Annotated in this window: 28 protein-coding genes; 11 read left to right on the plus strand and 17 right to left on the minus strand. The window is 42.5% G+C overall.

Annotation, left to right across the window (positions count from 1 at the left end; all coding sequences use genetic code 11):
• Window positions 1-57 precede the first annotated feature (57 nt).
• The 5 genes from AC622_RS11755 to AC622_RS11775 are packed head-to-tail and all read right to left on the minus strand — an operon-like array spanning window position 58 to window position 5027.
• A complete protein-coding gene (locus AC622_RS11755) occupies window positions 58-1302 on the minus strand; it encodes a dihydrolipoamide acetyltransferase family protein (protein WP_082197129.1) in 1245 nt (414 codons plus the stop codon).
• Between the two features lie 12 nt (window positions 1303-1314).
• Complete coding sequence (locus AC622_RS11760; protein ID WP_049671227.1) at window positions 1315-2331, minus strand: alpha-ketoacid dehydrogenase subunit beta; 1017 nt, start codon at window positions 2329-2331, stop codon at window positions 1315-1317.
• Window positions 2322-3398: a pyruvate dehydrogenase (acetyl-transferring) E1 component subunit alpha gene (gene pdhA, locus AC622_RS11765; RefSeq protein ID WP_049671228.1), complete on the minus strand. Its 1077-nt coding sequence runs from the start codon at window positions 3396-3398 to the stop codon at window positions 2322-2324. Before pdhA ends, AC622_RS11760 begins: the two co-directional genes overlap by 10 nt.
• A gap of 28 nt (window positions 3399-3426) precedes the next feature.
• Entirely contained in the window at window positions 3427-4566 is a 1140-nt protein-coding gene (locus AC622_RS11770; RefSeq protein ID WP_049671229.1) for a Leu/Phe/Val dehydrogenase, read from the minus strand.
• 56 nt (window positions 4567-4622) lie between these two features.
• The gene (locus AC622_RS11775) at window positions 4623-5027 is read right to left on the minus strand and encodes a thioesterase family protein (protein ID WP_049671230.1); all 405 of its coding nucleotides are present in this window, start codon (window positions 5025-5027) and stop codon (window positions 4623-4625) included.
• Window positions 5028-5398: 371 nt separating this feature from the next.
• On the opposite strand from AC622_RS11775, the gene AC622_RS11780 reads away from it, so the two are divergent.
• The 3 genes from AC622_RS11780 (at window position 5399) to AC622_RS11790 (ending at window position 7619) form a co-directional block, all read left to right on the plus strand.
• Entirely contained in the window at window positions 5399-5854 is a 456-nt protein-coding gene (locus tag AC622_RS11780; RefSeq protein WP_049671231.1) for an Lrp/AsnC family transcriptional regulator, read from the plus strand.
• Window positions 5855-5938: 84 nt separating this feature from the next.
• Entirely contained in the window at window positions 5939-6481 is a 543-nt protein-coding gene (locus AC622_RS11785; protein WP_049671232.1) for a DUF402 domain-containing protein, read from the plus strand.
• A 61-nt stretch (window positions 6482-6542) separates the two neighbouring features.
• Window positions 6543-7619 (plus strand): DUF3626 domain-containing protein, encoded by a 1077-nt coding sequence (locus tag AC622_RS11790; protein ID WP_049671233.1) that lies wholly within the window; start codon window positions 6543-6545, stop codon window positions 7617-7619.
• 200 nt (window positions 7620-7819) lie between these two features.
• Here AC622_RS11790 and AC622_RS11795 read toward each other — a convergent pair whose 3' ends face one another.
• The 4 genes from AC622_RS11795 to AC622_RS11810 form a co-directional block, all read right to left on the minus strand.
• The gene (locus AC622_RS11795) at window positions 7820-8020 is read right to left on the minus strand and encodes a hypothetical protein (protein ID WP_156185622.1); all 201 of its coding nucleotides are present in this window, start codon (window positions 8018-8020) and stop codon (window positions 7820-7822) included.
• 212 nt (window positions 8021-8232) lie between these two features.
• Window positions 8233-9708, minus strand: a complete 1476-nt coding sequence (locus AC622_RS11800) for an amidase (RefSeq protein WP_049671235.1) — start codon at window positions 9706-9708, stop codon at window positions 8233-8235.
• Window positions 9709-9721: 13 nt separating this feature from the next.
• On the minus strand, window positions 9722-10663 hold the full coding sequence (locus AC622_RS11805) for an LCP family glycopolymer transferase (RefSeq protein WP_049671236.1): 942 nt from the start codon (window positions 10661-10663) through the stop codon (window positions 9722-9724).
• 309 nt (window positions 10664-10972) lie between these two features.
• Window positions 10973-11521 carry a histidine phosphatase family protein gene (locus tag AC622_RS11810; RefSeq protein ID WP_231589520.1) on the minus strand — a complete coding sequence of 183 codons (549 nt, stop codon included), beginning with the start codon at window positions 11519-11521 and terminating at the stop codon, window positions 10973-10975.
• 104 nt (window positions 11522-11625) lie between these two features.
• Between AC622_RS11810 and AC622_RS11815 the strand changes: the two genes are divergently transcribed.
• The 3 genes from AC622_RS11815 (at window position 11626) to AC622_RS11825 (ending at window position 13276) form a co-directional block, all read left to right on the plus strand.
• Complete coding sequence (locus tag AC622_RS11815; RefSeq protein WP_049671237.1) at window positions 11626-11892, plus strand: acylphosphatase; 267 nt, start codon at window positions 11626-11628, stop codon at window positions 11890-11892.
• Window positions 11893-12040: 148 nt separating this feature from the next.
• Window positions 12041-12847 (plus strand): C40 family peptidase, encoded by an 807-nt coding sequence (locus AC622_RS11820; protein ID WP_049671238.1) that lies wholly within the window; start codon window positions 12041-12043, stop codon window positions 12845-12847.
• A gap of 120 nt (window positions 12848-12967) precedes the next feature.
• On the plus strand, window positions 12968-13276 hold the full coding sequence (locus AC622_RS11825) for a hypothetical protein (RefSeq protein ID WP_049671239.1): 309 nt from the start codon (window positions 12968-12970) through the stop codon (window positions 13274-13276).
• Here AC622_RS11825 and AC622_RS11830 read toward each other — a convergent pair.
• The 6 genes from AC622_RS11830 to AC622_RS11860 form a co-directional block, all read right to left on the minus strand.
• Entirely contained in the window at window positions 13273-13473 is a 201-nt protein-coding gene (locus AC622_RS11830; RefSeq protein WP_049671240.1) for a ChaB family protein, read from the minus strand. The genes AC622_RS11825 and AC622_RS11830 overlap by 4 nt on opposite strands.
• Before the next feature lie 108 nt (window positions 13474-13581).
• Window positions 13582-14301 carry a YebC/PmpR family DNA-binding transcriptional regulator gene (locus AC622_RS11835; protein ID WP_049671241.1) on the minus strand — a complete coding sequence of 240 codons (720 nt, stop codon included), beginning with the start codon at window positions 14299-14301 and terminating at the stop codon, window positions 13582-13584.
• Window positions 14302-14455: 154 nt separating this feature from the next.
• Window positions 14456-15226: an ABC transporter permease gene (locus AC622_RS11840; protein WP_049671242.1), complete on the minus strand. Its 771-nt coding sequence runs from the start codon at window positions 15224-15226 to the stop codon at window positions 14456-14458.
• Entirely contained in the window at window positions 15223-16134 is a 912-nt protein-coding gene (locus AC622_RS11845) for an ABC transporter ATP-binding protein (RefSeq protein WP_231589522.1), read from the minus strand. The genes AC622_RS11840 and AC622_RS11845 overlap by 4 nt, the downstream gene beginning before the upstream one ends.
• Window positions 16121-16351, minus strand: coding sequence for a PLD nuclease N-terminal domain-containing protein (locus tag AC622_RS11850; RefSeq protein ID WP_049671243.1), 231 nt, complete (start codon window positions 16349-16351; stop codon window positions 16121-16123). The genes AC622_RS11845 and AC622_RS11850 overlap by 14 nt, the downstream gene beginning before the upstream one ends.
• A gap of 784 nt (window positions 16352-17135) precedes the next feature.
• Complete coding sequence (locus tag AC622_RS11860; RefSeq protein WP_049671245.1) at window positions 17136-17807, minus strand: 5'-methylthioadenosine/S-adenosylhomocysteine nucleosidase family protein; 672 nt, start codon at window positions 17805-17807, stop codon at window positions 17136-17138.
• A 292-nt stretch (window positions 17808-18099) separates the two neighbouring features.
• On the opposite strand from AC622_RS11860, the gene AC622_RS11865 reads away from it, so the two are divergent.
• Window positions 18100-18492 carry a DUF1259 domain-containing protein gene (locus tag AC622_RS11865; RefSeq protein ID WP_049671246.1) on the plus strand — a complete coding sequence of 131 codons (393 nt, stop codon included), beginning with the start codon at window positions 18100-18102 and terminating at the stop codon, window positions 18490-18492.
• Window positions 18493-18966: 474 nt separating this feature from the next.
• Window positions 18967-19191 (plus strand): hypothetical protein, encoded by a 225-nt coding sequence (locus AC622_RS11870; protein WP_049671247.1) that lies wholly within the window; start codon window positions 18967-18969, stop codon window positions 19189-19191.
• Between the two features lie 192 nt (window positions 19192-19383).
• On the opposite strand, the gene AC622_RS11875 is transcribed toward AC622_RS11870, so the two are convergent.
• Entirely contained in the window at window positions 19384-19698 is a 315-nt protein-coding gene (locus AC622_RS11875; protein ID WP_049671248.1) for a hypothetical protein, read from the minus strand.
• Between the two features lie 471 nt (window positions 19699-20169).
• Here AC622_RS11875 and AC622_RS11880 point away from each other — a divergent pair, with 471 nt between their 5' ends.
• From AC622_RS11880 to zupT, 3 genes are all read left to right on the plus strand, one after another.
• The gene (locus AC622_RS11880) at window positions 20170-21231 is read left to right on the plus strand and encodes a MerR family transcriptional regulator (RefSeq protein ID WP_049671249.1); all 1062 of its coding nucleotides are present in this window, start codon (window positions 20170-20172) and stop codon (window positions 21229-21231) included.
• Window positions 21232-21280: 49 nt separating this feature from the next.
• On the plus strand, window positions 21281-21769 hold the full coding sequence (locus tag AC622_RS11885; RefSeq protein ID WP_082197130.1) for a MerR family transcriptional regulator: 489 nt from the start codon (window positions 21281-21283) through the stop codon (window positions 21767-21769).
• A gap of 373 nt (window positions 21770-22142) precedes the next feature.
• Window positions 22143-22952 (plus strand): zinc transporter ZupT, encoded by an 810-nt coding sequence (gene zupT, locus AC622_RS11890; RefSeq protein WP_049671251.1) that lies wholly within the window; start codon window positions 22143-22145, stop codon window positions 22950-22952.
• Window positions 22953-23006: 54 nt separating this feature from the next.
• Here the strand turns inward: zupT and AC622_RS11895 are convergent, their stop codons facing one another.
• A complete protein-coding gene (locus tag AC622_RS11895; RefSeq protein WP_049671252.1) occupies window positions 23007-23837 on the minus strand; it encodes an STAS domain-containing protein in 831 nt (276 codons plus the stop codon).
• Between the last annotated feature and the right edge of the window lie 32 nt (window positions 23838-23869).

Consider the following 23869-nt stretch of genomic DNA (forward strand, 5'->3'; position numbering starts at 1 on the left):
TCCTTTGTTCTATAAAGCAGACCCCCGCATATGACTCTCTCTATTTATGATTCTTTGTTAGTTCATATCAATCAGCCATAAGGCTGGATTTTCAATATATTGTTTAAAGGCATTCGTAAACGCCACTGCTGTCGCGCCATCTGCGACACGATGATCAAAGGACATGGAAATATTCATGATGGAACGGATGGCAATCTCATCATCTTCCATCACGACCGGCATTTTCTTCGTTTTATGAAAAGCAATCAGCCCTGTCTGTGGATAATTAATAATCGGTGTCGCCCCCATGCTTCCAAGCGGACCGACATTACTGATCGTGAATGTGCCGCCTCTCATATCCGCACCTGTCAGCTGGTTGTCTACAGCCTTTTTCGTCAGCTCCTTTTGTTTCGTATGAATCTCCTGGATAGACAGGCGGTCAGCGTGATGAATGACGGGAACAACGAGACCATCCTCGGTATCTGCCGCCATTCCGATATGGTACTCCTTCTCAAGAAGGATGACTTCATTCTCTTCATCTAATCGAGCATTAAAGACCGGATATTGCTTCAAGGCTTGCGTGATTGCTTTGATCAAAAAGGCTGTCACGGAAATAGACCTGCCCATTTCTTTCACCTTGCTGCGATAGGCCAGCAGCTCAGTCATATCCACCTCTTCAAAATGAGTCACATGCGGAATGGTATAGAGGGATTTCACCATATTCTTTGCAATTTGCTTGCGGCGCCCCCTGAATGGAATCGTCTCCGCATTCGCCCGGCTGCTTTGTTGCTCCTCGGCCGTAGCCTTTTCTTCTGTGCTTACTGGTATGCTAACTTCTTCGTTTGGCGTTTTCACCGGCTCTTTTCTGTCATTTTGTTTCACGAAATTATAAACGTCCTCTACTGTAATCCGGCCATTCGTGCCCGTTCCTTTAACCGCTTGAATATCTACGCCGAATTCTCGTGCAATCTTTCTTGTATAGGGAGCCGCCTTAATGAAGACACGCTCCTGCTTCGCTTTTGGCTGTGCTTTTGGCTGTGCTAAATACTCCATTTTTCCCTCTGCAGGGATGGGTGCTTCTTTTTTCCCTTCCTCTTCAAGAACAAGCAGAGTCGTCCCGACTGCCACTGTATGTCCTTTATCAATGACAATATCTTTTACGACACCGGCAGCTGGAGAAGGAAGCTCCGCCACCATTTTATCGGTTTGGACCTCCACCAATGGCTGGTCAGCCCGAACGGCATCCCCCACCTTTACGAAATAATGGATAATCTCCCCTTCAGTCATTCCTTCTCCTATATCATGCAGCTTCACTTCAACCAACTAATTCCCCTCCTAGAAATGGACTGTTTTTTTAATTGCCTGGAACACCCTCGCTGGTGTTGGCAGATAATGCTCTTCAAGTGCAAAGAATGGAACCGGTACATCAAAGCCTGTAATGCGTTCAATCGGTGATTTCATATACAGGAAGGATGTATCATTAATAATAGACACAATATCATTGCCAACTCCTCCGGTTTCATGCGCCTCATGCACGATGACCGCGCGGCCTGTTTTCTGGACAGATTCTGCAATAATCTCCCGATCAATCGGATATAGGGTTCGTAAGTCAATGACATCACAGGTAATGCCCTCTTTCTCAGCCTGTTCGGCCGCACTCATGGCCACCTGTACCATTGCCCCCCAGGCAATGAGCGTAACCTCATCCCCATCCTTCACCTTTTTGCCTTTGCCAATCTCAACCATGTATTTCCCTTCCGGCACCTCATCCCGCACAGAACGATAGAGCTTTAACGGCTCTAGAAACAGAACCGGATCTGGGTCCTCAATAGATGCTATCAATAGTCCTTTTGCATCGTGAGCGGTGGATGGACAGACCACCTTTATACCAGGCATATGGGTAAATAAAGCCTCAACACTGTCTGAATGAATCTCCGGTGCACGGATACCGGCTCCATATGGTGCACGGATGACCATCGGCACCGTATAACGCCCCATCGTCCTCATTCGAATACGAGATACATGGGTCATGATCTGCTCATAGGCCGGATAGACAAATCCAAAGAATTGCATTTCAGCAATGGGCTTAAATCCATTGACTGCGAGACCGACTGAGGTTCCGATAATCCCTGATTCACTGAGAGGTGTATCCATCACGCGCTCTTGGCCGAATCGTTCCTGCAATCCGTCCGTCGCCCGAAATACGCCCCCGTTCTTTCCGATATCTTCCCCAAGCAAGAGAATGCGTTCATCTGCCTCAAGCATGGTGGCCAATCCATCTGTGATTGCTTGAATGAGTGTCATTTTGTTTGTTTTGATGCCGGCTTGCAGCCATTCTTCTTTTATCGCCATTCGTTTTCTCCTCCTAACAAGCGGAAATAGTCTTCTTTTTGTTTAGCAATTGTCCAGGTCGGTGTTTCAAAGACATGGTCGAATAAATCCTCTACCTTCGGCTTCGGATAACTCTCGACCTCGCGTATCGCCTGTTCTACCTCATCTTTAATCTCCCTTTGCACCCGGCTGGTCCATTCTTCATCCCATAGACCGGCATTTTTCATGTATCTCTCCAGTCGCATGAGCGGGTCGCGCGTTTCTCTTATTTCATCACTGATGGACTGATTCCGATATTTTGTCGGGTCGTCTGCCGTTGTATGGGCTCCGTATCTCCATGTAACGGCTTCAATCAATGTCGGTCCCCCGTCATTCCGTGCCCGCTCCAATGCCTTCTTCGTCTCAAAGTAAACAGCCGCTATATCATTGCCGTCCACCCGTACTCCTGGTATGCCATAGGCAACGGACTTTTGGGCCACAGTCGCGGAGTTCATTTGCTTCTCAATCGGGACAGAAATAGCAAACCCATTATTTTGGTTAAAAAAGACTGCCGGAACTTGAAAGACACTTGCCATGTTCATTCCTTCATGAAAATCTCCCTCAGAAGTCGCCCCATCCCCAAAATAGGCAATCGCTGCATTTTTCGTTCCTTTTCGCTTCTCCGCGAGCGCCGCACCGGCAGCATGGGGAAGCTGCGTGGCAATTGGTACTGCTGGAGGAAAGATTCTCTTCCCTTCCTCTGGAACACAGCCTTCCACCCGTCCATTCCAATAGAGAAAGGTACGGGCCATATTGGCGCCATAGGTTAAGGTTGCCCCATGATCGCGATAGGTTGGGAATACCCAATCCTCCTCTCCAAGAGCAAGGGCACTCCCTGCCTGCGATGCCTCTTGTCCCTCAAAGGGCGCATATGTACCCAGCCTCCCTTGACGCTGCAGACTAATTGCCTTACGGTCAAAGGTTCTAATGCGAACCATATGATAATAGAACTCTCGAATTAACTCATCTGTCAGTCTTTCCTTATCCTCTTCCCTCACAAGCTGCCCGTCTTCATCAATCATTTGATAGATTGGAAACTCCATGCTCATTCCATCACCTCATTTAATTATTTTTCCTTCATATGCGAACATCCCACTTCGGCGGTGTACTGCGTGTAAAGAAATGATTGAGCCTTTTCCGCTCCTCAATCCTCTTTTCACATAAACGGTTTGCCGCCTCAGCAGTGGTCACATGATCCAGCTCTGCCTGCTCGTAAACTTCCAATAAGGAATGATAGATTGTTTTTGTTTTGGTCAATACCCGCTCCTTATTGAAGCCATATAATTCATCTGCCACCTGAATAAGGCCTCCGCAATTGATCATATAGTCCGGTGCGTAAAGGATCCCCTTTTGCTTTAATGCTTCTCCATGCCTGTCGGTTAAGAGCTGGTTATTGGCGGAACCGGCAATCGCCTTCACCTTCATGACATCAATCGTGTCATCATTGATGATTCCTCCCCCTGCACAAGGAACAAATACATCAGCCTCTGCAGCGTAAATCTCCTTACTCCCAACCGGTCTGACCACTCCGTTATAACGTCTGGCAGCTTCTTTCACCTGTTCAATGGCAGCTTCATTAATATCTGTTACATACAAGTCCGCCCCTGCAGCAAGAAGCTGTTCAGCCACCTTCATGCCGACCTTCCCGAGTCCTTGAATGGCATAAGTTCTGCCTTCAAGCTCTTCCATGCCGAATCTTGCCTTATTGGTCGCCTGTAATCCATAGATCACGCCAGTTGCGGTTGGTATGGAAGAATCACCTCCGCCGCCATAGGCTTCCGGAATTCCTGTAATACAGCTCGTTTCCCTCGAGGCATGAACAAAATCCTCCATATTGGTCCCCATATCTGTTCCCGTATAGAATCGACCATTTAAGGAATCCACAAATCGTCCAAAAGCCCGAAACATGGCTGGTGTTTTATCCTTAAGCGGATCACCAATCAGGACCGCCTTCCCGCCTCCGAAATCCACATCTGCTGCCGCACATTTATAGGTCATTCCTTTGGATAGACGCAGGGCATCCAAAAGAGCATCTGCCATCCCTTTGTAGGGCTGCATCCGGCATCCCCCAAGTGCCGGACCGAGTGCCGTGTTGTGAATAGCGATAATCGCTTTAAGCCCAGTGGATGGATCTTGACAGAACATAACCTGTTCATGGTCCTGCATGCTTTCTAACAATTGTTCATTCCATTGTATTGATTGGTTGATCGTACTCATTCGCCATTCCCTCCATATATCTGTCTCTATCTAGTAAGCGCTTACATCTTGATCATCTATTCTTGATGGCTCATTGATTTCTTTAGACGCCGTTCCATTGACTCTTTCATAACAATTCCTTGCTTCACTTCCCCTACGCCTATTAATCCTGTTTCATTATGGACCTCTACACTTGTCAAAACGCAATGATCGGTGATGTCTGTTACGACAGCTGTGACATGAACATTCGTTCCCTCCCCTGTAGGCGCGATATGCTTCACTGTCACTGCTCCGCCAACTCCCTCTTCATGTGATTCCAGATAGGGCAATATAATTTTTCGTGAAGCCCATTCCATGTGATAAACCATCGCAACCGTCGAATAGGCACGATGAACAATCTGTCCTTCGAATTGAGCAAACATCTCTTCACTCACCTTGGCCGTCACTTCAGCCATTGCTCCAATCTGCAAGCCTTCTTTCATCATATCCTCCTTTACAACGCCTGTTTAAGCAGCCATTTTGTATAATTTTCAGGATTCATAATGCCTCATGCGTAATGGCAGAGGAAGATTGTTCGGATTCCTGTCCGAAGACCTCCTTTTCAACTTTTCTGCTATCCGCCGGAGGCTTTCACTTTATTCAACTGGAATGAAGAATATAGTCTCGATCCGTATAGAAATGGAGATTTCCTTTGAATAAAGTGAAAAAATTTAGAAAATTATGTTTATATCATTTAGGATACGTTATAATAAAAATCAGTAACATAACAAATTGAATAAAATTCCATATAGTAAATATCTATTTTGCATAAGTTTCATCACAATTAACTTCATTTTAAAATGGGGAATGGATTATGGATCAATTAGATGTTCGCCTTCTCGCTATTCTTCAAAAGGACGGGCGCATAACAATAAGTGATTTATCCAAGCAGCTAGCCTTAAGCAGACCAAGTGTGACCGAACGATTGAACCGACTTCGGGAAAAGGGAGTCATCGAGGGGTTCAGTGCGAGGGTTTGTCCCCGTTCTGTCGGCAGACATATTATCGTCTTTATCCAATTAAGCGACTTCAAGACGGCCTCCTATGCTGAATTCGAAAAGAAAATCTTAGATGATCCCGACATCATTGAAATCCACCGCTTAACTGGGCCTGTCAGTTACTTATTGAAAGCGGCTGTACCTGGAATGGAACAGCTCAACCAAGTCATTGAAAGACTGAATCCTTATGGGAATGTCAATACCTCCATTGTGCTGTCTTCTCCCTTGTCCTTCAGCCCGGTTGAACCTGTTCAAGAGGAGATAAACTCATGAAGGAAAGAACAAGCTGAGGGAGGGTGACGAATTGTGCACCCTCCCTTCTTCTGTATATTAATCATCCCTGGATTGGAGCACGACATGTTAAAGAGAAAATATGGAGACCGGTCAGATTGGAAACGGATTACACAAAGAAAATTTGCCCAAGTCTTCCTCGAAACAAATGAATATACCGGATACATTACCTTACTTCAACTAACTGAGCTCACCTCCCCCCTCATCGTCCAATACGAAAAAAAGTCCGTATGCATTGCAGATAAAGAGTATACGTGGCTTCAGCAATTTCCAAAAGACGCCCGCCATAGCGTAACGACCATGTTTGATGCAGAAGGAAGGATTGTACAATGGTATATTGACATTTGCCTCGGCAATGGCTGTGATGACGGCAGACCATGGATGGATGACTTGTATATCGATCTCATTCTCTTCCCATCTGGGGAGATTTTCGTAAAGGATACGGATGAACTGGAAGCTGCCTATAAGAGCAGAATCATTCATAAAGAGCTGTATGATCTTGCTTGGAAGGAAGCAGGCAGGGTGAAAAGCTTGCTTTGTACAGGGAATTTTCCTTTAGTGGATTTAGCCTCGGAGCATCGAAATCTGCTGATTGGACTTCTTGAATAATGCTTCAGGTTGAACATCTGAGTAAATTTCTTGAATTGGATAAAGAGGAGTGTATACATTTATGCCATTATCAAATTCACAAAAATCAGCTCTAGCGTATATTGAAACTGAGGCAAAAAAACATAAGCATGAGGCGAGATCAAGCATTCATCATATTTTAAAGATGTCAAACGTCTCAACAGATACATTCGAAAAAACGTTTGATGCTATTAAGGCAAACGCCAGAATTGCCTTGCATTTTCATCCAGACCGGCTCGTTTCCAGCTTTAACAGCGTTGTCCAATCATTATTCATACAAGGAGAGTATAAAAGCCAATTCGAAACGCTTATCTCAGCCGGAAGTGTTTCTGCCTTTCCAGGCGGCGAACGGGACCTTTGGGAGAGAAGGTTATTTGGAGGGGCCTACCATGGTGAAGACGCAGCCATGAAAGACCGCCCTAAATACGGGGCGCTGAATTTGATGCTTCCTTCAGATGGACCTGCTCCCCGCTTTGGTTCATGCTATTTCCTCCTTTATCCATCAGTCTCTCATCGTTCTACTTTTACCTATTTAGATTCCCATCTGGAATTAAAGGAAAAGGGAACATTTCAGGAATTTGATTTAATACTCGCAGCACTTCTGGAGGATTCATTTTCAAGAGAATTTGCATTAGGAGAAGCTCAAATTCGCCCTCCTAAGCTATTCAATCATTTATTAACGAATCTTTCAGACCCTCAAAAATATCTCTATGAACAAAAAATCCATCGTAATCTTGACCACTACATAGAAGCCCAAATCCATGGGCCCATCTCACTTAGAAATGACGTTGAAATACTCGTTGCAGACACCTCATTTAGAGGAACGGATATTGGGGGAATTATGGAGCAGCTATGCTCAAAGTATTCCATCAAACTACATTGGCGAAGGGGCTTTCACCTTACAGTGCAGGAAGTACCTTCTGATTTTAGAGGTGTAAAAATGCCTGTTCTCGCAAAACGTATTGCCGAAACCAACGATATAAATGCACGGATAATTGGCTCTGCCATGAAAGTTATGTACTCACAGCCTGATCAATGGTCTGACTACGGAACCATGAAGGAAATCACGCAGGATATTAAGCTATTATGGCATGTCCTTGTGAGATATGGCTCATGCTAGACAAGTAAGTGTGTGAAACAATTGGGGGATAAAAATATTGTAAGTGAGCAATTTAAAAAGGACTAGCAATCTATTCTGCCAGCTCCCTTTGTGTTTTCTACTAGTTATAGAATTAAGACCGAATCAAGGAATTCCCAATGCTATTTAAAAAAAATAAAAAACCGTAAGATAAATTTCCAGAATCAAAAACGTAGCTTCTCTTATTTGCTGGTACGGCTTACTTGACTGTTTCTCACTAATCCGTAAATGGCAAGACTCATTAAATATAGGCATAGAACGATAAAAGTGACCGTGTAGCCTATATTCTTTTCATGATAGTTATCATAAGCAAACAATCCCATTGCAATCGCATTTATCAATAGACTTAATAAAATTAACGGTTGAATCTTTGTCCTATTCATTATTGATCTCACCCCATATTTATACTCTACCATATTGAGTACATCCCATCTCTTCTTTATATGATTTGTCGTATTCAAGTAAAATAGTTAAATGATGATTAATTGTTATTGAACTGTATTGTCCATTCTTTCTCTTTCGTAACCCAATATATCATTAATTGACTGCAGAGCTCATTGTAAAAAGCAGCGGACAAAATCCGCTGCTTTTACCCTTACATCCCCTTCAATCCAACCCAAATCGGAGATTCCTCCATTTGTGCGGCTAAACCTAATAGCCAATCCTCTCTTCCCTTTGGAGCCATAATCTGGACGCCGATTGGCAGTCCATTGTCACCCATATGAACAGGTAAACTGATTGCCGGCTGGCCAATAATGTTTGCCCATTGAGTAAACGGTGTATAGGTCAAGCTTGGGAGAAACATATCGTAGACCATTCTTAATTGTTCGGACGGGGATGCTTCTTCGATTTGAAGCAATTCCTCTTCCTCTTTCTTCGAATGGGTCAGTTCACCTATCCGAGGAGCGGTGCTGGCAGTAGCTGGCGTGATGTATAAATCAAAGGTTTGGTTGAAGTGAGCCATCTGGGCCGCTGCCGTATCCCATTCAGCAATGCTTCTGGTGAACTGGATGGCTGATACCTGTTCTCCAGCTGTCTTCAGAACCCAGGAGACCATTTCAATATCTTCATTTGTTACTTTACGGCCAATGGATTCCTCGATGGATTGGATGTCAGCGGCCATTTCACCGCAGTTCATGATATAGTAATTCTCCATGAGCCTGATTCCATCGATTTCAGGCTCCTTTTCTTCCACATGATGGCCTTGTTCTTCGAGCCATTTAACGGTTTTATGTACAGCCTTCACAGCATCAGCTGAAACCGGAGTACCGACTGGAGATTTCACTGAAAAGGCAATTCGAAATTTCCGCTTACCATTGTTCAAATCTTCTAAGTAGCTTCCTTGATAAAGCGGCACGTTGAAAGCGGCTTCTGGCTGCAGTACCTGCAGGACATCAAGCATGGCCGCGCTGTCTCTGACTGTTTTCGTGAGGACAAAGTCCACAGCAGCACCATGCCATTGCCTTCCTACACCTGGTCCAACCGGTGTTCTGCCTCTTGTCGGTTTTAACCCGACAAGCCCGGTGAAGGAGGCAGGTATACGAATGGAACCTCCTCCGTCACTTGCTCCGGCGATTGGGACAATTCCAGCTGCAACGGCTGCCGAAGCACCACCGCTCGAACCGCCTGGTGAATACGCTGGATTCCAAGGATTCCGTGAAGGCCCGTAAAGAGCCGGCTCTGTAATATTTTTCAGCCCGAATTCAGGCGTGCTCGTCTGCCCGGCAATAAGAAAGCCGGCTTCTCGGATTTTTCTCACATAATGGGAGTCAATGTTGGCTACCCGGTCCTTCAATAGCTTCGTCCCAGCTGTAGCCCTCTCCCCCGCGATAGACTGGGAAAGATCTTTCAAGAAAATCGGAACACCTGCAAATGGTTTGTTGAAATCCATTTTTCCTGCTTCGGTTAATGCCTGTTCAAATCGTGTGTGCACAATCGCATTCAGTTCTGGATTGATGTCATCCGTCATTTTACTGACATCCTCCAATAATTCCTTCGCACTCATCTGACCCTTTTTCACCAGCTCAGCCAAACCTATCCCGTCATAGCGGGAAAACTCAGCTAAATTCATCAAACCACCTCATTTACTGCAATTCTAATTGTTCCTTGAGATGCTGTTGAACCTTTAAACGCTCTTCATCGGTGATGATCTCAAAGTACAACTCTTTTCCATACCCTTCATCATATAGCTTTTCACTGGTACTTTCCATCTCAATTTGTTCAATGGATTGGGCAGCGGAGCGGTAATTTTTCTGAATATCCATCATTTGGTCAAAGGTCAAATTGGTTTTTATATGATCTCCGAGGGTGTCAAATATATCTTGGTATTTCGTCAGCGTTGAGAAACTTGCCCCTTTTTCAATGATGGCTTCAAGAACTTCCCTCTGTCTTGTTTGCCGGCCAAAATCACCGCGTACATCCTCATATCTCATTCTTGAGAAGGCCAATGCCTCCTTGCCGTTTAAGAGAATTTCTCCTTCTGCAAAATGAGTTCCTGCATGTGTGAATTCCTCATAGTTCATTACGGTGATGCCTCCTAAGGCATCCACGATTCCCTTGAAGCTTTCCATATTAATCTGAACAAAGTAATCAATTGGGATATCGAGAAATTGTTCAACGGTATCCGTTGCTGTCTCTACACCACCGTAAGCATAGGCATGGTTGATCTTCGTTGTTATTCCCTTACCGGCAATTTCTGTCCGGGTATCTCTCGGGATACTGACCATTTCAACGGATTCCTTTTCTGGATTGACAGCCAGCACCATAATGCTGTCTGAGCGGCCTTTATCTCCCTGCCTCTCATCAACACCCAAGAGTAAGACGGAGAAAGGCTCAAGCTCTTCAAGGGATATCTCCTCTTCCCGCATCTCTGTCGTTTCTGTTTCTTTATACATGGAGTCTACTGCCCCAGTCATAGATTGATAGAATGACACACCATATGTGCAGCCTGCCATAATCATCAGAAGCAACAGCACCCCAATGATTCTCTTCCAGTTCTTCTTCCTCTTCCTTTTTTTCTTCCTCATTCCATTACACCTTCTTCTGCTCTATTCATACCGTTCATTTCTTCATTTCTGAAAATTCCATATTTATTCATCTTGGCATCTCCAGCATCACCAAACTAATAAATATTGGCACTGTTGGAAAGCACTAGAAATACTATATCACTTTCATAGGAAAAACAAAAAACAATATCGAAAAATGTAAACCCTTGTCATAAAAAATCATTAAATGTAAATAAACAGTCATATTTCTGTAATATTAAGATAATATTAATATTCAGAAAGGAAGGCAAAACCTTCTATTCACCAAAGAAAGTTTTGCCCTACTAAACATTACTTATCCCATATTCGTTCAATCTGACATTGCCCATTATCAATCATGAGATGAAAGACATCTGGGTTAGTCATCCTCTTCCATTCCAAAAAGCCGTATGTTGGATTCAATTGCTGAAGCATTAAAGTCAGCAGATTCCCGTGTGTCATTATCGCGATATGATCACATGGACCGCTAATAGCCTCTTCAAGCACCTCAAGCCCTCTAGCTGCTGCCTCTGCTCCGGATTCCCCTCCTTCAAGCTTTTTCTCCAGATCCTGAAAGGATTCCTCCAGCAACTGCTGCCAATTAGGTAAATCTACATTTGAAAGCACCCGCTCTGCCAAGCGTATGTCCTCTTCTACAATCATTTGTTTGTCCTGTGCAATTGGTCGGCATGATTCCAGTGCCCGCTGGTATGGACTAGAAATTATCCGTTCAATTCGAATCCCCTTAAAGAAATGCGCGAGCTCAATAGCCTGAGCGCTTCCTTTCTCCGTCAGCCTGCATGAGGCATCCTGCCCTTTTGTCTGACAATGCCTCATTAAATACACATGCTTCATTTCCATCCCCCGCCATCCCATTTTATAGATTCTTCCATTATATCAAATTACCTCTTCTAACCATCCTATTCCGCTATAATAGGAATAGATAGGAGAAAGGAGTGTTTTCCATGAAGCAATATCATCTAATTGTATCCGGCTTCGTACAAGGGGTTGGTTTTCGTTATTATACTGAACGGCTCGCATTTTCCTATAAAATAAAAGGCTGGGTTCGAAATTTACCCGATGGGACCGTTGAAATTGTAGCGCAAGGGCACGAAGAACCTTTATATGCATTCATAGAAGAGATTAAAAAAGGTCCTGGATTCAGCCGAGTGATTGATGTGCAAATGGTAGAACAGACACCAGATATTTTCTCGTCGTTTGAAATTAGGTAAATTTTATCATTTTACAGAAAACTCATTTATATTACAATAAACTTTCCTTTCTATTACATTTTGCCTACAAAACTAGTAATTTTTTGTCGATTGGTCTAAACTTAGCTAGTATTTTCAAAAAAAATTACTAACTATGTAGGGGGTCATCATGAATAAGAAAGTTTTATCCGTTACTGCAACTGCTGTTTTGTCGTCCGTCCTTTTTGCCAATGCTGCCTCTGCCGCTACTGTGAAAGTCGTAAAGGGAGACACTCTGTCTCAATTGGCTGTTAAATATAATACAACTGTATCAGCTATTAAAAATGAAAATAACCTGACATCTGATATGATTTACATAGGTCAAACGTTAAAAATCGGAGAATCCTCTTCATCAACATCAGCATCGACTACGAAAAAATACACAGTGAAATCCGGAGATTCCTTATGGAAAATCGCGGTTAAATACAATACAACCGTGGCAAAGCTTAAATCATGGAACAACTTAAAAAGCGACACAATCTACCCTGGACAAGTCTTGATTGTCAGCAAAGCTGGCGCAACGACTTCCGGTTCAACATCCGGCTCTACAAGCGGCTCCGGTTCCAGCACGTCCACTTCAAGCGAAGCTCAGCGCATGGTCGCAACAGCAAAAAGCTTGATTGGCACCCCATACGTATGGGGCGGTACAACACCGAGCGGTTTTGATTGCAGCGGCTTCATCTACTATGTGGTGAAGCAGGAGCGCAGTAATTTCACTCGTACAAATACAGCTGGGTACTATTCTTCCATGAAGAAAGTCAGCAGCCCGGCAGTCGGAGATTTTGTCTTCTTTGAAACGTATACAACCGGTCCATCCCATATGGGGATTTATATTGGCAACAACAAATTTATCCATGCCGGTTCTAGCGGCGTAACAGAATCAAGTCTTGGGTCCTCTTACTGGTCCTCAAGATATCTAGGCGCACGCAGCCTGTAATAGAAGGATACCCGAATGAAGCTTCTTTTCATTCGGGTTTTTTTATGTTAGAGACAGATGAATAGACTTCGACCAATTGCACATTCTATCCGTAAACCGGATGGCAAGGAGGCGGACCAATTGGGAAAGAACCACCATTTTCATGTATTATATACGGGGATTCCCGGCCATACAGAAAAGGATTATTGGGCTCATCCCCATCATTCCATGAGCTATCAGAAGGGTCTGTCCGTTCTTGAGGACGGTACTTATATGATCATCGAGCAAAGAAAATGGGTAGAGCAGGAAAGCATTGGCTATCTTATTTCAAAGGAAGAAGCGCTGAAGGAGATTCTCCAAGCGGGTAATCTTCATTTACTCGAGCAGCCCAGCTTTCAGGAGCTGAAGAACCTTTATGAGAAAAAACGAGGAGAATCCAGCACTACTTAGTTCTTCTCAACCCAATCTCCATCATCATTTTTCTCATATTTATTTTTAACAGCGCTCCATGCTACCTTGAAGGCCGTTTCTTCTTTATCATATTCCTTGGATGCAGAATTAAACGCTTCCTTAAAGATTTCCTGCGCATGGCTTGGCAGCGAATCTCTCACAGAATCCGGCAGGTCTTTTTTGGATTGATATGGCATCATACACCCCTCCTTTTTCTCCCTATATTTCCATATATCCGAATCCTTAAACAAAAAAAGCCGCCATCAGAGCAAGGTGCTCCAAATGGCAGCTATTCTTTTCAGGCATTATTCACCTAAATCTACATTATGGTAAACCTGTTGTACATCCTCCAGGTCCTCAATTGCATCAATCATCTTCTCAAACTGAGCTTGCGCTTCTGGATCAAGCGAAATGTCGTTTTGTGCAAGCATGGTTAATTCCGCCACAGTGAACTCAGTAATTCCTGCATTCTTGAAGGCTTCCTGAACGGCATGGAATTGATCTGGCTCTGCGTATACGATAACCGCGTCATCCTCTTCCAGAATGTCACGAACATCAACATCCGCTTCCATCATCATTTCTAATACTTCATCTGCCGTTTTTCCTTCTACTCCGAACACGGCTGTTGCATCAAACATGTAAGAAACGGAACCGCTCACACCCATGTTTCCGCCATTCTTGCCGAAAGCGGCACGAACATCTGATGCTGTACGGTTAACATTGTTTGTCAAAGCGTCTACGATGACCATGGAGCCGCTTGGGCCAAAGCCTTCATAGCGGAGCTCATCATAGCTTTCCTCTGAACCGCCTTTTGCTTTTTCAATCGCACGGTCAATAATATGTCTCGGTACGCTGTACGTCTTCGCGCGCTCTAGGACCATTTTTAACGCTTGATTAGATTCTGGGTTTGGCTCCCCTTGCTTGGCTGCCACATAAATTTCACGGCCGAATTTCGCATAGATTCGGCTTGTGTTCGCATCTTTGGCAGCTTTCTTTTCTTTAATGTTATTCCATTTACGTCCCATGTATAAACACTCTCTTTCTTATATATCTACTCAAGAATAGTAATACGAAATAGGCGGTCACTTCAATACCTTTTGATGATTTATCGCGTTTCCCTAATGAATATACCGCTTTTTATGCATTTTTACCATCTTTTTACTTATCGAATCATTCATTCTAGATTTCCTCTTTTTTAAATAAAAGAATCGTCAAGATAATCATGAGGACGATAACGGCCAGTAGAATCAAAAGAGGTGCCATAATCTGCCCTTCCTTGCCAAGGATGATATTCCCTGCTGCTTCCGTGAATGCTGTTGGCGTATATTTCTCAAGGGAATCAGGAAGATACTTGCCCAGCTTCGTCAGCGCCAGGTAAACAGCATAGCTTAGAAATCCCGCCAATACCGCACTCTTCATAATAGAAGAAAAAAGCAGGGTGAGTGTTACGCACAGAAGGATTAACACAAGGTAAAGAAGCGTTCCCTCTGCAATAGCCGCCCATTCCATTTTCCCATCAAAAAGGATTCTTGTATAATAAACGGTTAATCCCATACCGAAGAGAAATGAAACGGTTGATAATAGCGCATAAGCCGTCCATTTCGCCAAAATATACCCGCTGCGGCCAATTGGCTTTGATAATATAAGCGCGGCACTCCCCTTCTCTCGCTCGGAGGCTACCGTTCCCATCATGACAAGAATCAGCACAATCAAGCCAAGCTGTTCAAAGTTCGCATAGATTCCACTGACAATGTCGGCGGCGGAGCTTTCCGGAACAGAAATGACGGTCCCTTCCGGCAAGTCCTGCTGAATAAGTGTCGGCAGAAGCTTCATCGTGATCGGCAAAGTAACCATGATGATGGCAAAGGCAAATGGAACAATAATGAGCTTATAAGATCGTTTTAATTCAATCCATTCCTTCCAAAGCATAGCCCAGAACATCCCCATCATTGATTCACCACCTTGAAGAATATATCCTGCAGCGACAAGGTCTCCATCCGGTAATCCGTAATGATGCCGCCTTGCTCGTGGATCATTAAGGGCAGGGAAGCCCTTGCCCGCACGACATCTTTGACAATGACTCGATAAGAACGGTCTGTAACAGCAACCCTCTCCACCCAGTTCTCGCTGGAGAGCGCTTCCGCTAAAGAATCATTTGAGTCAAGGAGCTGGAATGTAATTGAGGAGCCTGCGTACTCCTTCATCAGTTCCTGCTTGGAGGAGGATAATAATAACTTCCCTTTATGCAGGATGAGGATATGGTCAGCTGTTTTCTCCACATCGTCTAGAATATGGCTGGACATGAAAATCATATGGTCCTTCTTCAATTCCTCAATCAATTCAAGGACCTGATGGCGTCCAATCGGATCAAGCGCAGAGACAGGCTCATCCAGAAGAAGAAGCTTCGGATCATTCATCAGCGCCTGCGCGAGACCAAGCCGCTGCTTCATTCCCCCGCTGTACCCGCCGATCTTGCGCCTTCTTGCCTCCCATATCCCGCATCTCTTTAGCAGCTCCTCAGCACGAACGCTGCTGTCTTTCTTCGACATCCCAAAGAGCTTACCCGTAAACATCATCCATTCCTCGCCTGTCATATAATCATAAAAGGACGGATTCTGCGGCAGATAACCTATTACTCTGGCAATTTTCTTCGGATCCTCCTCCACATCATAACCCTCGATTTGAATCTTCCCTGACGTGGCTCTTGCTAGTCCGGCCATAATACGAATGGCCGTCGTCTTTCCAGAGCCATTGCTTCCAATGAAACCGAAGCATCCCGGTCCTTCAATCGAAAAGCTAATGCCCTTCAAAGCCCGGAAGCCTTTATAGGATTTAGTCACGTTCTCACATTGAATCATTACGATCATCCTCATCCCATGTATAATCCTTCTTACCTGCCACTAAATAAAGCACAGGACCTATTGTCGAGAATAGCAAGATCACAATAACCCAAATGTATTTCTTCTCACCCTTAACTCCCCGTTTATCACGCTTAGCCAAATCCACTAAAGCAATAATCTTCAAAATGAACTCCATCACAAGAAGCGGAAGAATGATTTGCAGCTGTTCACTCATCTCAATCACCTCAATTTATATAATTAAGTATTTAAGTAAAGACTTAATTATAGTATAGACTATTTCCGGTGTAAAAAGAAGGCTGTTTTCGTAAAGACCATATTTAATTGAAAAGGGATAACAGCCGCCTTCATGAAGAAAGTTGCTGTGTTTATTTTTGCACGAACAGACCTTTATTTGAGGACATCGCATCAGAAACTAACGTCACACTCTTTATTTTTTACAGGATTACTCCCCCCTCCTTGCTTAATGCACCTCAGTAAAACAGAGTTAATGACACTTTTGAATTATTTGACGCAGAGGATAGGCCAAAGTCATAAATAGAAGTGCTATAAAAGTAACTTTAATGAAAGAAATTTGTTCCATCATAGATGTATGCGTTGAACGGCTGGAAGAAAAGATAGACCACCAACTTGGTTCGAGATATTGTAGAGATACACTGTACCAAATGATAAAGATTAAAAATACGAATAACCAATAAATCTTCATACGAAACTCTCCTTTCCTTTTTATAAGTAAGATGAGTAAGGCAAATGATTTTCGCTAAACTGCCCCCCGTTTCTACATTAAGAAGAGTTTAATGATCTTCTTACCCATTCATCATTTTTATCTGCAAGGAGAGTTTACCACGCCAACTTTCCTGCCTTTATTATGTGGGGATATATGTGTTGGTCTTATAATGTATTTACCGTAAGCACAAAAATGAATGGATTTGGAACGAACAAAGAACGACCGTTCAATAGGAACCAGGCTTTATCAATCTTTCATGAAACGATAAATTTGATTAAATAAATCTCTTTAAATATTCGTCAAATATTTTGTTCATAACTTTAGGGGTGTTTTCTAAATAAACATTTATTTGTTCCATGTTCGATTCGAATTTATCAGAGTTACTTTCATCTGTTGGAAAATCAGATATTCCTTTAATGATTATGCATTCCACATCATTCTTCCTACAGATATAAGCTATTGCCCCTGCTTCTGTATCGGCTATGGTAATTTCGTTTTCTTTAAGTTCTAAAAAGTCCTTCCACATAACTACCGCTTTATCAGCGGTGCCAATTGTTCCTTTATAAAAATCATCTCCATATTTTGATAGATCCATATTGACGATGAAGGATTGTTTAATAAGAGGCTCAATTTCTTTTACTGTGCAATCATATTGAACGGCTTTATCGGGTACAAAAATATCCAGAACATTGAACTTCTCATCTATTCCTGCACACGTTCCAGCAACGATCACTTTAGTTAAATGAAATTTAGAAATCATATACTGATTACCACCAACACCATTCACTTTTCTTACACCTGTCCGATAAAAAACAATTTCAGTATCATTAATTGTTTTTATGAAATATTCGCCATATGGATAACCAAAACGTTCGTTATTCTTTACGCTAAAGTATTTCAATGTCGCTTCATATTCCCACTTCGTTGCAATACTTATCCCTATCATCGGCTTATCACCCTATAAATAAAATTTGTCACCATTTAAATGTCTTTAATCAATTTGAGTGTATTCGTTACTGTGTTCATCATCAATTCGTTATTAATAGGTAAATATCCTTTTTTACGAACCTGCTCCATTTCTACAATAGAAGTTTCACTACTCGATAGAAAAGAACATGAATCCATTTTGAATCAATGCTTCATCAAAAGGAGTATAAGAATCCATCGATATGCCATTTTATTTCTTACTACTAAAACAAAAAATTTAACATACCTTTTACCTATGGAGGTGTTTGACTATGCGAAACATTCAAGACCTATGTAATCAATTTGCTAAAGAAGTTAACGGGAAAGCAAATGTCAAAAATGGGATTTGCTCAGTAGAGTTTCAGCGTAATCTAAAAGTAACCATCCAGGGGCGCCCCAGCACATCAGAGTTACATGCCGAAATATCATTCGAATCATTAGATCAACATGGAAATGCTTTAAATCTTGGTGAAGTAGTCGTTCTCCAAGAAGAGTTACCTGAATTTGTAAAAACATTAGCGATAAACAATTTAATCATTAGTGCCATACATAACCATTGGGTATATACGCATCCTACCATTCTTTATGTTCACTTTCAATCTGTTGAACCACCAATATCTTTCGCAAAGAAAGCGGCCCAAGCATTTAATACATTGAAATATTAAAGTGATCATTTGAAAATTTCATTAGCCTCTCTTTTTCCTGCCTTTTTGTTCATTCCCATCATTCATTACATTCACCTGGACCCCTCCACAATCCATCATTTCTTTTCCAAAGTCTCCTCCTGAAAAATTGTTTTTAACCTGTATTGATTGACATGTCCTTTTAGCTGGCCAGCCAGTGAGGACATTTTCATCATCTCTAGAGGTCTTTCATGCTCTCATCTCATTTTCATTTTCTACAGAAATCCTGTCCTGTTTCCCGAATAAGAAATGCAGCACAAAAGAGCATGAACCCCACAAACCCATTACCCCGCTAAAAGGGATGCATATTCAAATCAACAATCAATATTAAACAGCTTAAGAGTGTAAAAATTCTTAAAAACAGAAAATCATATCTGTTCACAATTTATTCACAATATGTTACTATAATTGTAACAATTTGCATTATCAAATAATTCCTATAAAGGATGGGATTGTATGAAAATCAAACAATACGGATTATTAATCTTTTCAATCATCATTGCCATAATCGGTCATTTCCAAGTATCCACAAGCGTACAGCCAAAAGGGATTGAAGTTTATTCTAACCCTTCTGTCTTATCAAGCATCTCAAACGGAGTTTTCTTAGGCGGCGTCCTTTTCTTCGTCGGAATGGGCATTCTATTCTACTCTCTTTATCATATTGTGAAAGAGACCGCTTAAATGACATAAAAGCCTCCCGCAGACTTCATGCGGAGGCTTTTTTTGTGGCAAATAATGATTTTTGGCTTTTCTAATATATAGTACAATAAAGACATTTTAAGTATTCCTTTTTATCAGCCTCCATAAAGCCTGGATGGAGGTCTTTACATGTAACAAAATTAAAGCTGATGCTCTTGTTTTAGTATTCAAAGATTAAAAATAAACAACGAGCATCACAATCAAACTGACAACGGTGTAAAGAACTGCCCCATAAAAAACCCCGCCTACATGAACCCTCAACTGATTATCTTCTTTTTGTACCTTCCATACTGCCTCACTCACTTCAAGGGTGGTGTTTTTTGATAAAAAACCTCCGCTGCTATTAAAGAGAAACAATATACCAGTTAAACCTAGGCCAATAAAAAAGCACCATTCTGTGTACGAAAAAGGTATCATTTCACTTGCCATCCAGACAGCTAGACCAATAATGATCGAGGTAACCATTGTCCATCTTATGATTCTCTTCATTTACTCCCTCCTCCTATGTTCTATAAGTAATACGAATAATTTTCAAAATAGTTACAAATTTACAAATTATTATGTAGTTTGATAATGGTGAATCCTATTTCCCTTTATCCTAGTCCCCCACATCAAGATTTATGTTTCTGAAGCTCAGAACCAGCTCATACAGCCCCTAGGAGATTCCATCCCCCTTCTTCAAGAACTGACATCATCCTCTCGCACTAAAGAAAAACCTCCATCCTTCCACATTTCGCCTGCCCCTTCCTCCTTCTTTGCCCCGCTCCCACGCTTATTCTCCACCATTTTCGTTTTCCTTCATATATAAAGGCGAATTCCGCTAGAAAAGAGCCCCCTCTGATGAATAACAACTTGTTTTGATAGCTTTTGTCATGAGGCAGGAAAAGCCAGGTCTGGATGAAGAATACATGACACAAGAGAGAAATAATTCCAATTACAAGTTGAAGGGACTGTTTAAATATGAAGGACAATCAAATTCTAAGAGCATTTTCTATTAAAGAGGTTTCACGGAAGATTAATGTACCTGCAGGGACAATCCGCCAGTGGGAGAAGGACTTAACAGGGGTATTGGTCATTCCCCGTTCAAAGCAGGGCTCACGTTTTTATACAGAGGTAGAAATCGCGATCTTAAAAAGAATTAAGGAAATGCGGGATAAGAATTTAAGCAAGGATATCATTAAAGAGATGCTTCAGAAGCATCTGAAGGATGGACAAAACCTCAGTAATCATGCCAATTCGAACCCTCCTTCCGAAGCATCCGCACCCGCAGCCTCTACTTCTGTTGCTGTTGTTGAGAAGCCGGCTGAGCCGAAGCTTGAGGAGTTTCTTCATGCCATGGATGCCTATAAGACGCAATTCATGAAGGAAATGAGCAATGAGATGCGTAATAACCGCAACATGATGATCGAGGAGGTCAAGAAAGAGATTTCGCAGGGGTCTATCGATACAATCAAAGGTTTATCAAAATCCATTCAGCGTTCTTCCTTGAAAACGAACAGCGAGCTGAAAAAGCTTTCTCAGAACGTTTCGAATTCTTCAGAACGTACATCCGAAACGGTCGAAACCTTGACTCGGAGTATTGCGAGATCTTCAGAGGGGGCCTTCGAATCGTTCTCCAAACGGATCTCGGAAGCAGCGGCTGATGGCTATCGTGAGCTATTATCAGATCTCTCATCCTCCGTTTCAGAGGCTCAACACGAAATCAAAAGCGTGACGGAGGCCATTTATCAGGACCGGGAACAATATTTTGAGACGATGAACAAGGAGCTTGAGCAATACAGACATGATATCAAGCAGCGGGAAGAAGCGTTTCAGCAAATGGTCACAAGCTTCCGTGATGCAGCACCGACGAAAGAAAAGGAGAAAGAAAAAACGAAACCAATTAAGCTAAAGGAGCATAAAAAGGAAAAGGCAAAGGACAAGCTGAAAACCGTACAAAGCAAAGCCTCCAAAAAGGCTCCTGTTCAAGAAGCCGCACCAGCGGAAAAAAAGTGGTGGAGTTTCCGAAGAAAAAGCAAATAAACAACTGTAAATCTTAAGGATAAATCTAAAGAAAAAGAAAGGTGAAAAGATGATGAATACGAATGATATTGCCAGTGCATTGGGCATTTCCTCAAGCACGGTGAAACGATGGGTAAAACAATTAGGCATCGAACCGAGCCGTAATGCCAAAGGTCACTTTATCTACACACAAAGCGAGTTTGACCAGCTTCAAGCCTTTCATCAGGATCAGCTGAAGCAGGAGAATCCAATCTCATTCCTTCCAGCTGAGAAGGATGAGCAAGTCCTCAAGCTTGAAGATAAGATTCAAGCCCTAGAGTTGCAGCTCTACAATAAAGCGGATGGTGTCACTTCTGTCCAGCTGCTGCAGCACCGCCGTGAGATTGAAGATTTGCTCATTGTCGTCGATAAGCTTGAAGAACGAATTGAACAGCTTGAGACACAAATGAATAAATCAAAAAAACCGCCTGCGAAGGTTGAGCCCATCTCACTAGACGTCCCCTCCACCTTAAAGCGTAAGAAAAAACGTAAAATTATGAGTATGATGTTTGGCTTATAGAAATAAACAGCTGGGGTTCCTTCCCCAGCTTTTATTATGCCAGTATTCTAATCCATTTGATATCAAGCAGCTAACGATAAGGTACAATGTCATACAGACGCTCAGAGTTGAGCGGTTTATAAACTTCCGTGATTGATCTTTACCTTTTAGGCCTTTTCCAAAGGAAGGTGCCATCCTCCTCTGCTTCCTTTTCCATTCACCTCTTCATCATGAACTTGCATGTTTAGCGATTTAATACATATATATAATGTAGATTCCCTCCGTCTATGACATTATCTTCTTTTTGACGTATGATAGCTTTTGCCATTATGATTAGGAGTTAAGAGATTATGTTTGTGAGATACATACATTTATAGAAAGAGGTTTATCCTATATGGACTCAACTTTATTATTAGCCTTTTCTCTGACCTTGATGGCGGGATTGGCTACAGGGATTGGAAGCTTACTTGCCTTCCTGACGACCCGCACGAACAAAGCATTCCTATCGATATCACTTGGCTTTTCTGCCGGTGTCATGATTTATGTATCAATGGTTGAGATATTTGTTAAGGCGAAGGATGCCCTCGTTAATGAGCTTGGGTATGAACGAGGCTATACCATGACTGTGCTCGGTTTCTTCTTCGGAATTCTGCTGATTGCCTTTATTGACAGGGTTATTCCAAAGCAAGGGAATCCCCATGAACCAAAGAAGATCGAGGATATGAATAAACCAGCCAGTGAGATTCATAATCAGGAGCTAATGAAGATGGGTGTGTTCACAGCTCTTGCGATTGGCATTCATAACTTTCCGGAAGGAATTGCCACCTTTACTTCAACACTGCAAGACCCTGGGCTAGGCATTGCCATTGCCATAGCGATTGCGATCCATAACATCCCAGAAGGAATCGCCGTCGCTGTTCCCATCTATTTTGCGACAGGCAACAAAAAGAAGGCATTCAAGCTATCCTTCCTCTCTGGACTGGCAGAACCTGTCGGCGCCCTGTTCGCGTATTTAATTCTCATGCCATTCTTAACTGATTTAATGTTCGGATTCATTTTTGCAGCGGTAGCTGGAATTATGGTCTTCATTTCACTTGATGAACTATTGCCGGCTGCGAAGAAATATGATGAAAGCCACCATGCTATCTATGGACTTATTGCAGGCATGGCTCTCATGGCAGTCAGCCTTCTGCTTTTCATCTAACCAAAAAACGATGTCACCAAAATGAAAGGTGACATCGTTTTTTCATGTATTCATTTAACCGAGGGATGTGTATCTTTTTATGGCAGACTGCAAGGTACCTGAAGTAAGAGCTCTTTCCTCAAAGGAGATTCCGAGAGTAACCATTTGGCGGACAATTTCAGGTCGCAATCCAGTTATGACGGGCTTACATCCCATCATGGTCGTTCCGTCAATCATCTTCAAGAAGTGATCAATGATATTGCCGTCCATTTCAGCAATACCAGAAAGATCAATGATTAGTGTCTCAATATGTAAGTCTCCGATTGCATTAAAAACCTTCTCCTCGATAATTTTGGAACGCTGGTCATCCAAGATTCCGATCAGCGGCAAAATACACATATCCTCCGTAATAGGGATAATTGGAACAGATAAATTCTCAACGAGCTCTTTCTGCTTCTCGAGCAGCTTATCCTTGTAGTCAGAATAACAAATAAAGAACGTATTCAAGAATTGATCCAATTGATCGTTAATTTGTTTTTCAAGGATAAAGAAATCATCCGGTTCAAACGGCATATGGCGCTCATCAAGGAATTTATGCAGCAAATTCCACAATGTTCTTCGGATGGCCTGCACCCACTCAAGCTTGAACGTCAAGCTAATCGAATGTGTCGCCCATGCAATTCCTTCCTGCTTGGCAAAATCCCGTACATCTTGATCGCTTTGATCCATGACATACATGACAAGTTTATGGGCATTGTTTAACAAATCAATATTGCCAATCAACAATATTTCCTCAATCTTATCCCTAACATTAACCGCCTCTGAAAGTAATTGCTCTTCAAAATAATCCCGATTTTCCTGGAAATAGTTTTTTATATACGTACCTGTTTCAAAGGCTGCTTCCACTTCAAGTACCTCCTAAATGAATTATAATTACC

Origin of the sequence: Bacillus sp. FJAT-27916, from assembly GCF_001183965.1 — a bacterium.
GTDB lineage: Bacteria > Bacillota > Bacilli > Bacillales > Pradoshiaceae > Pradoshia.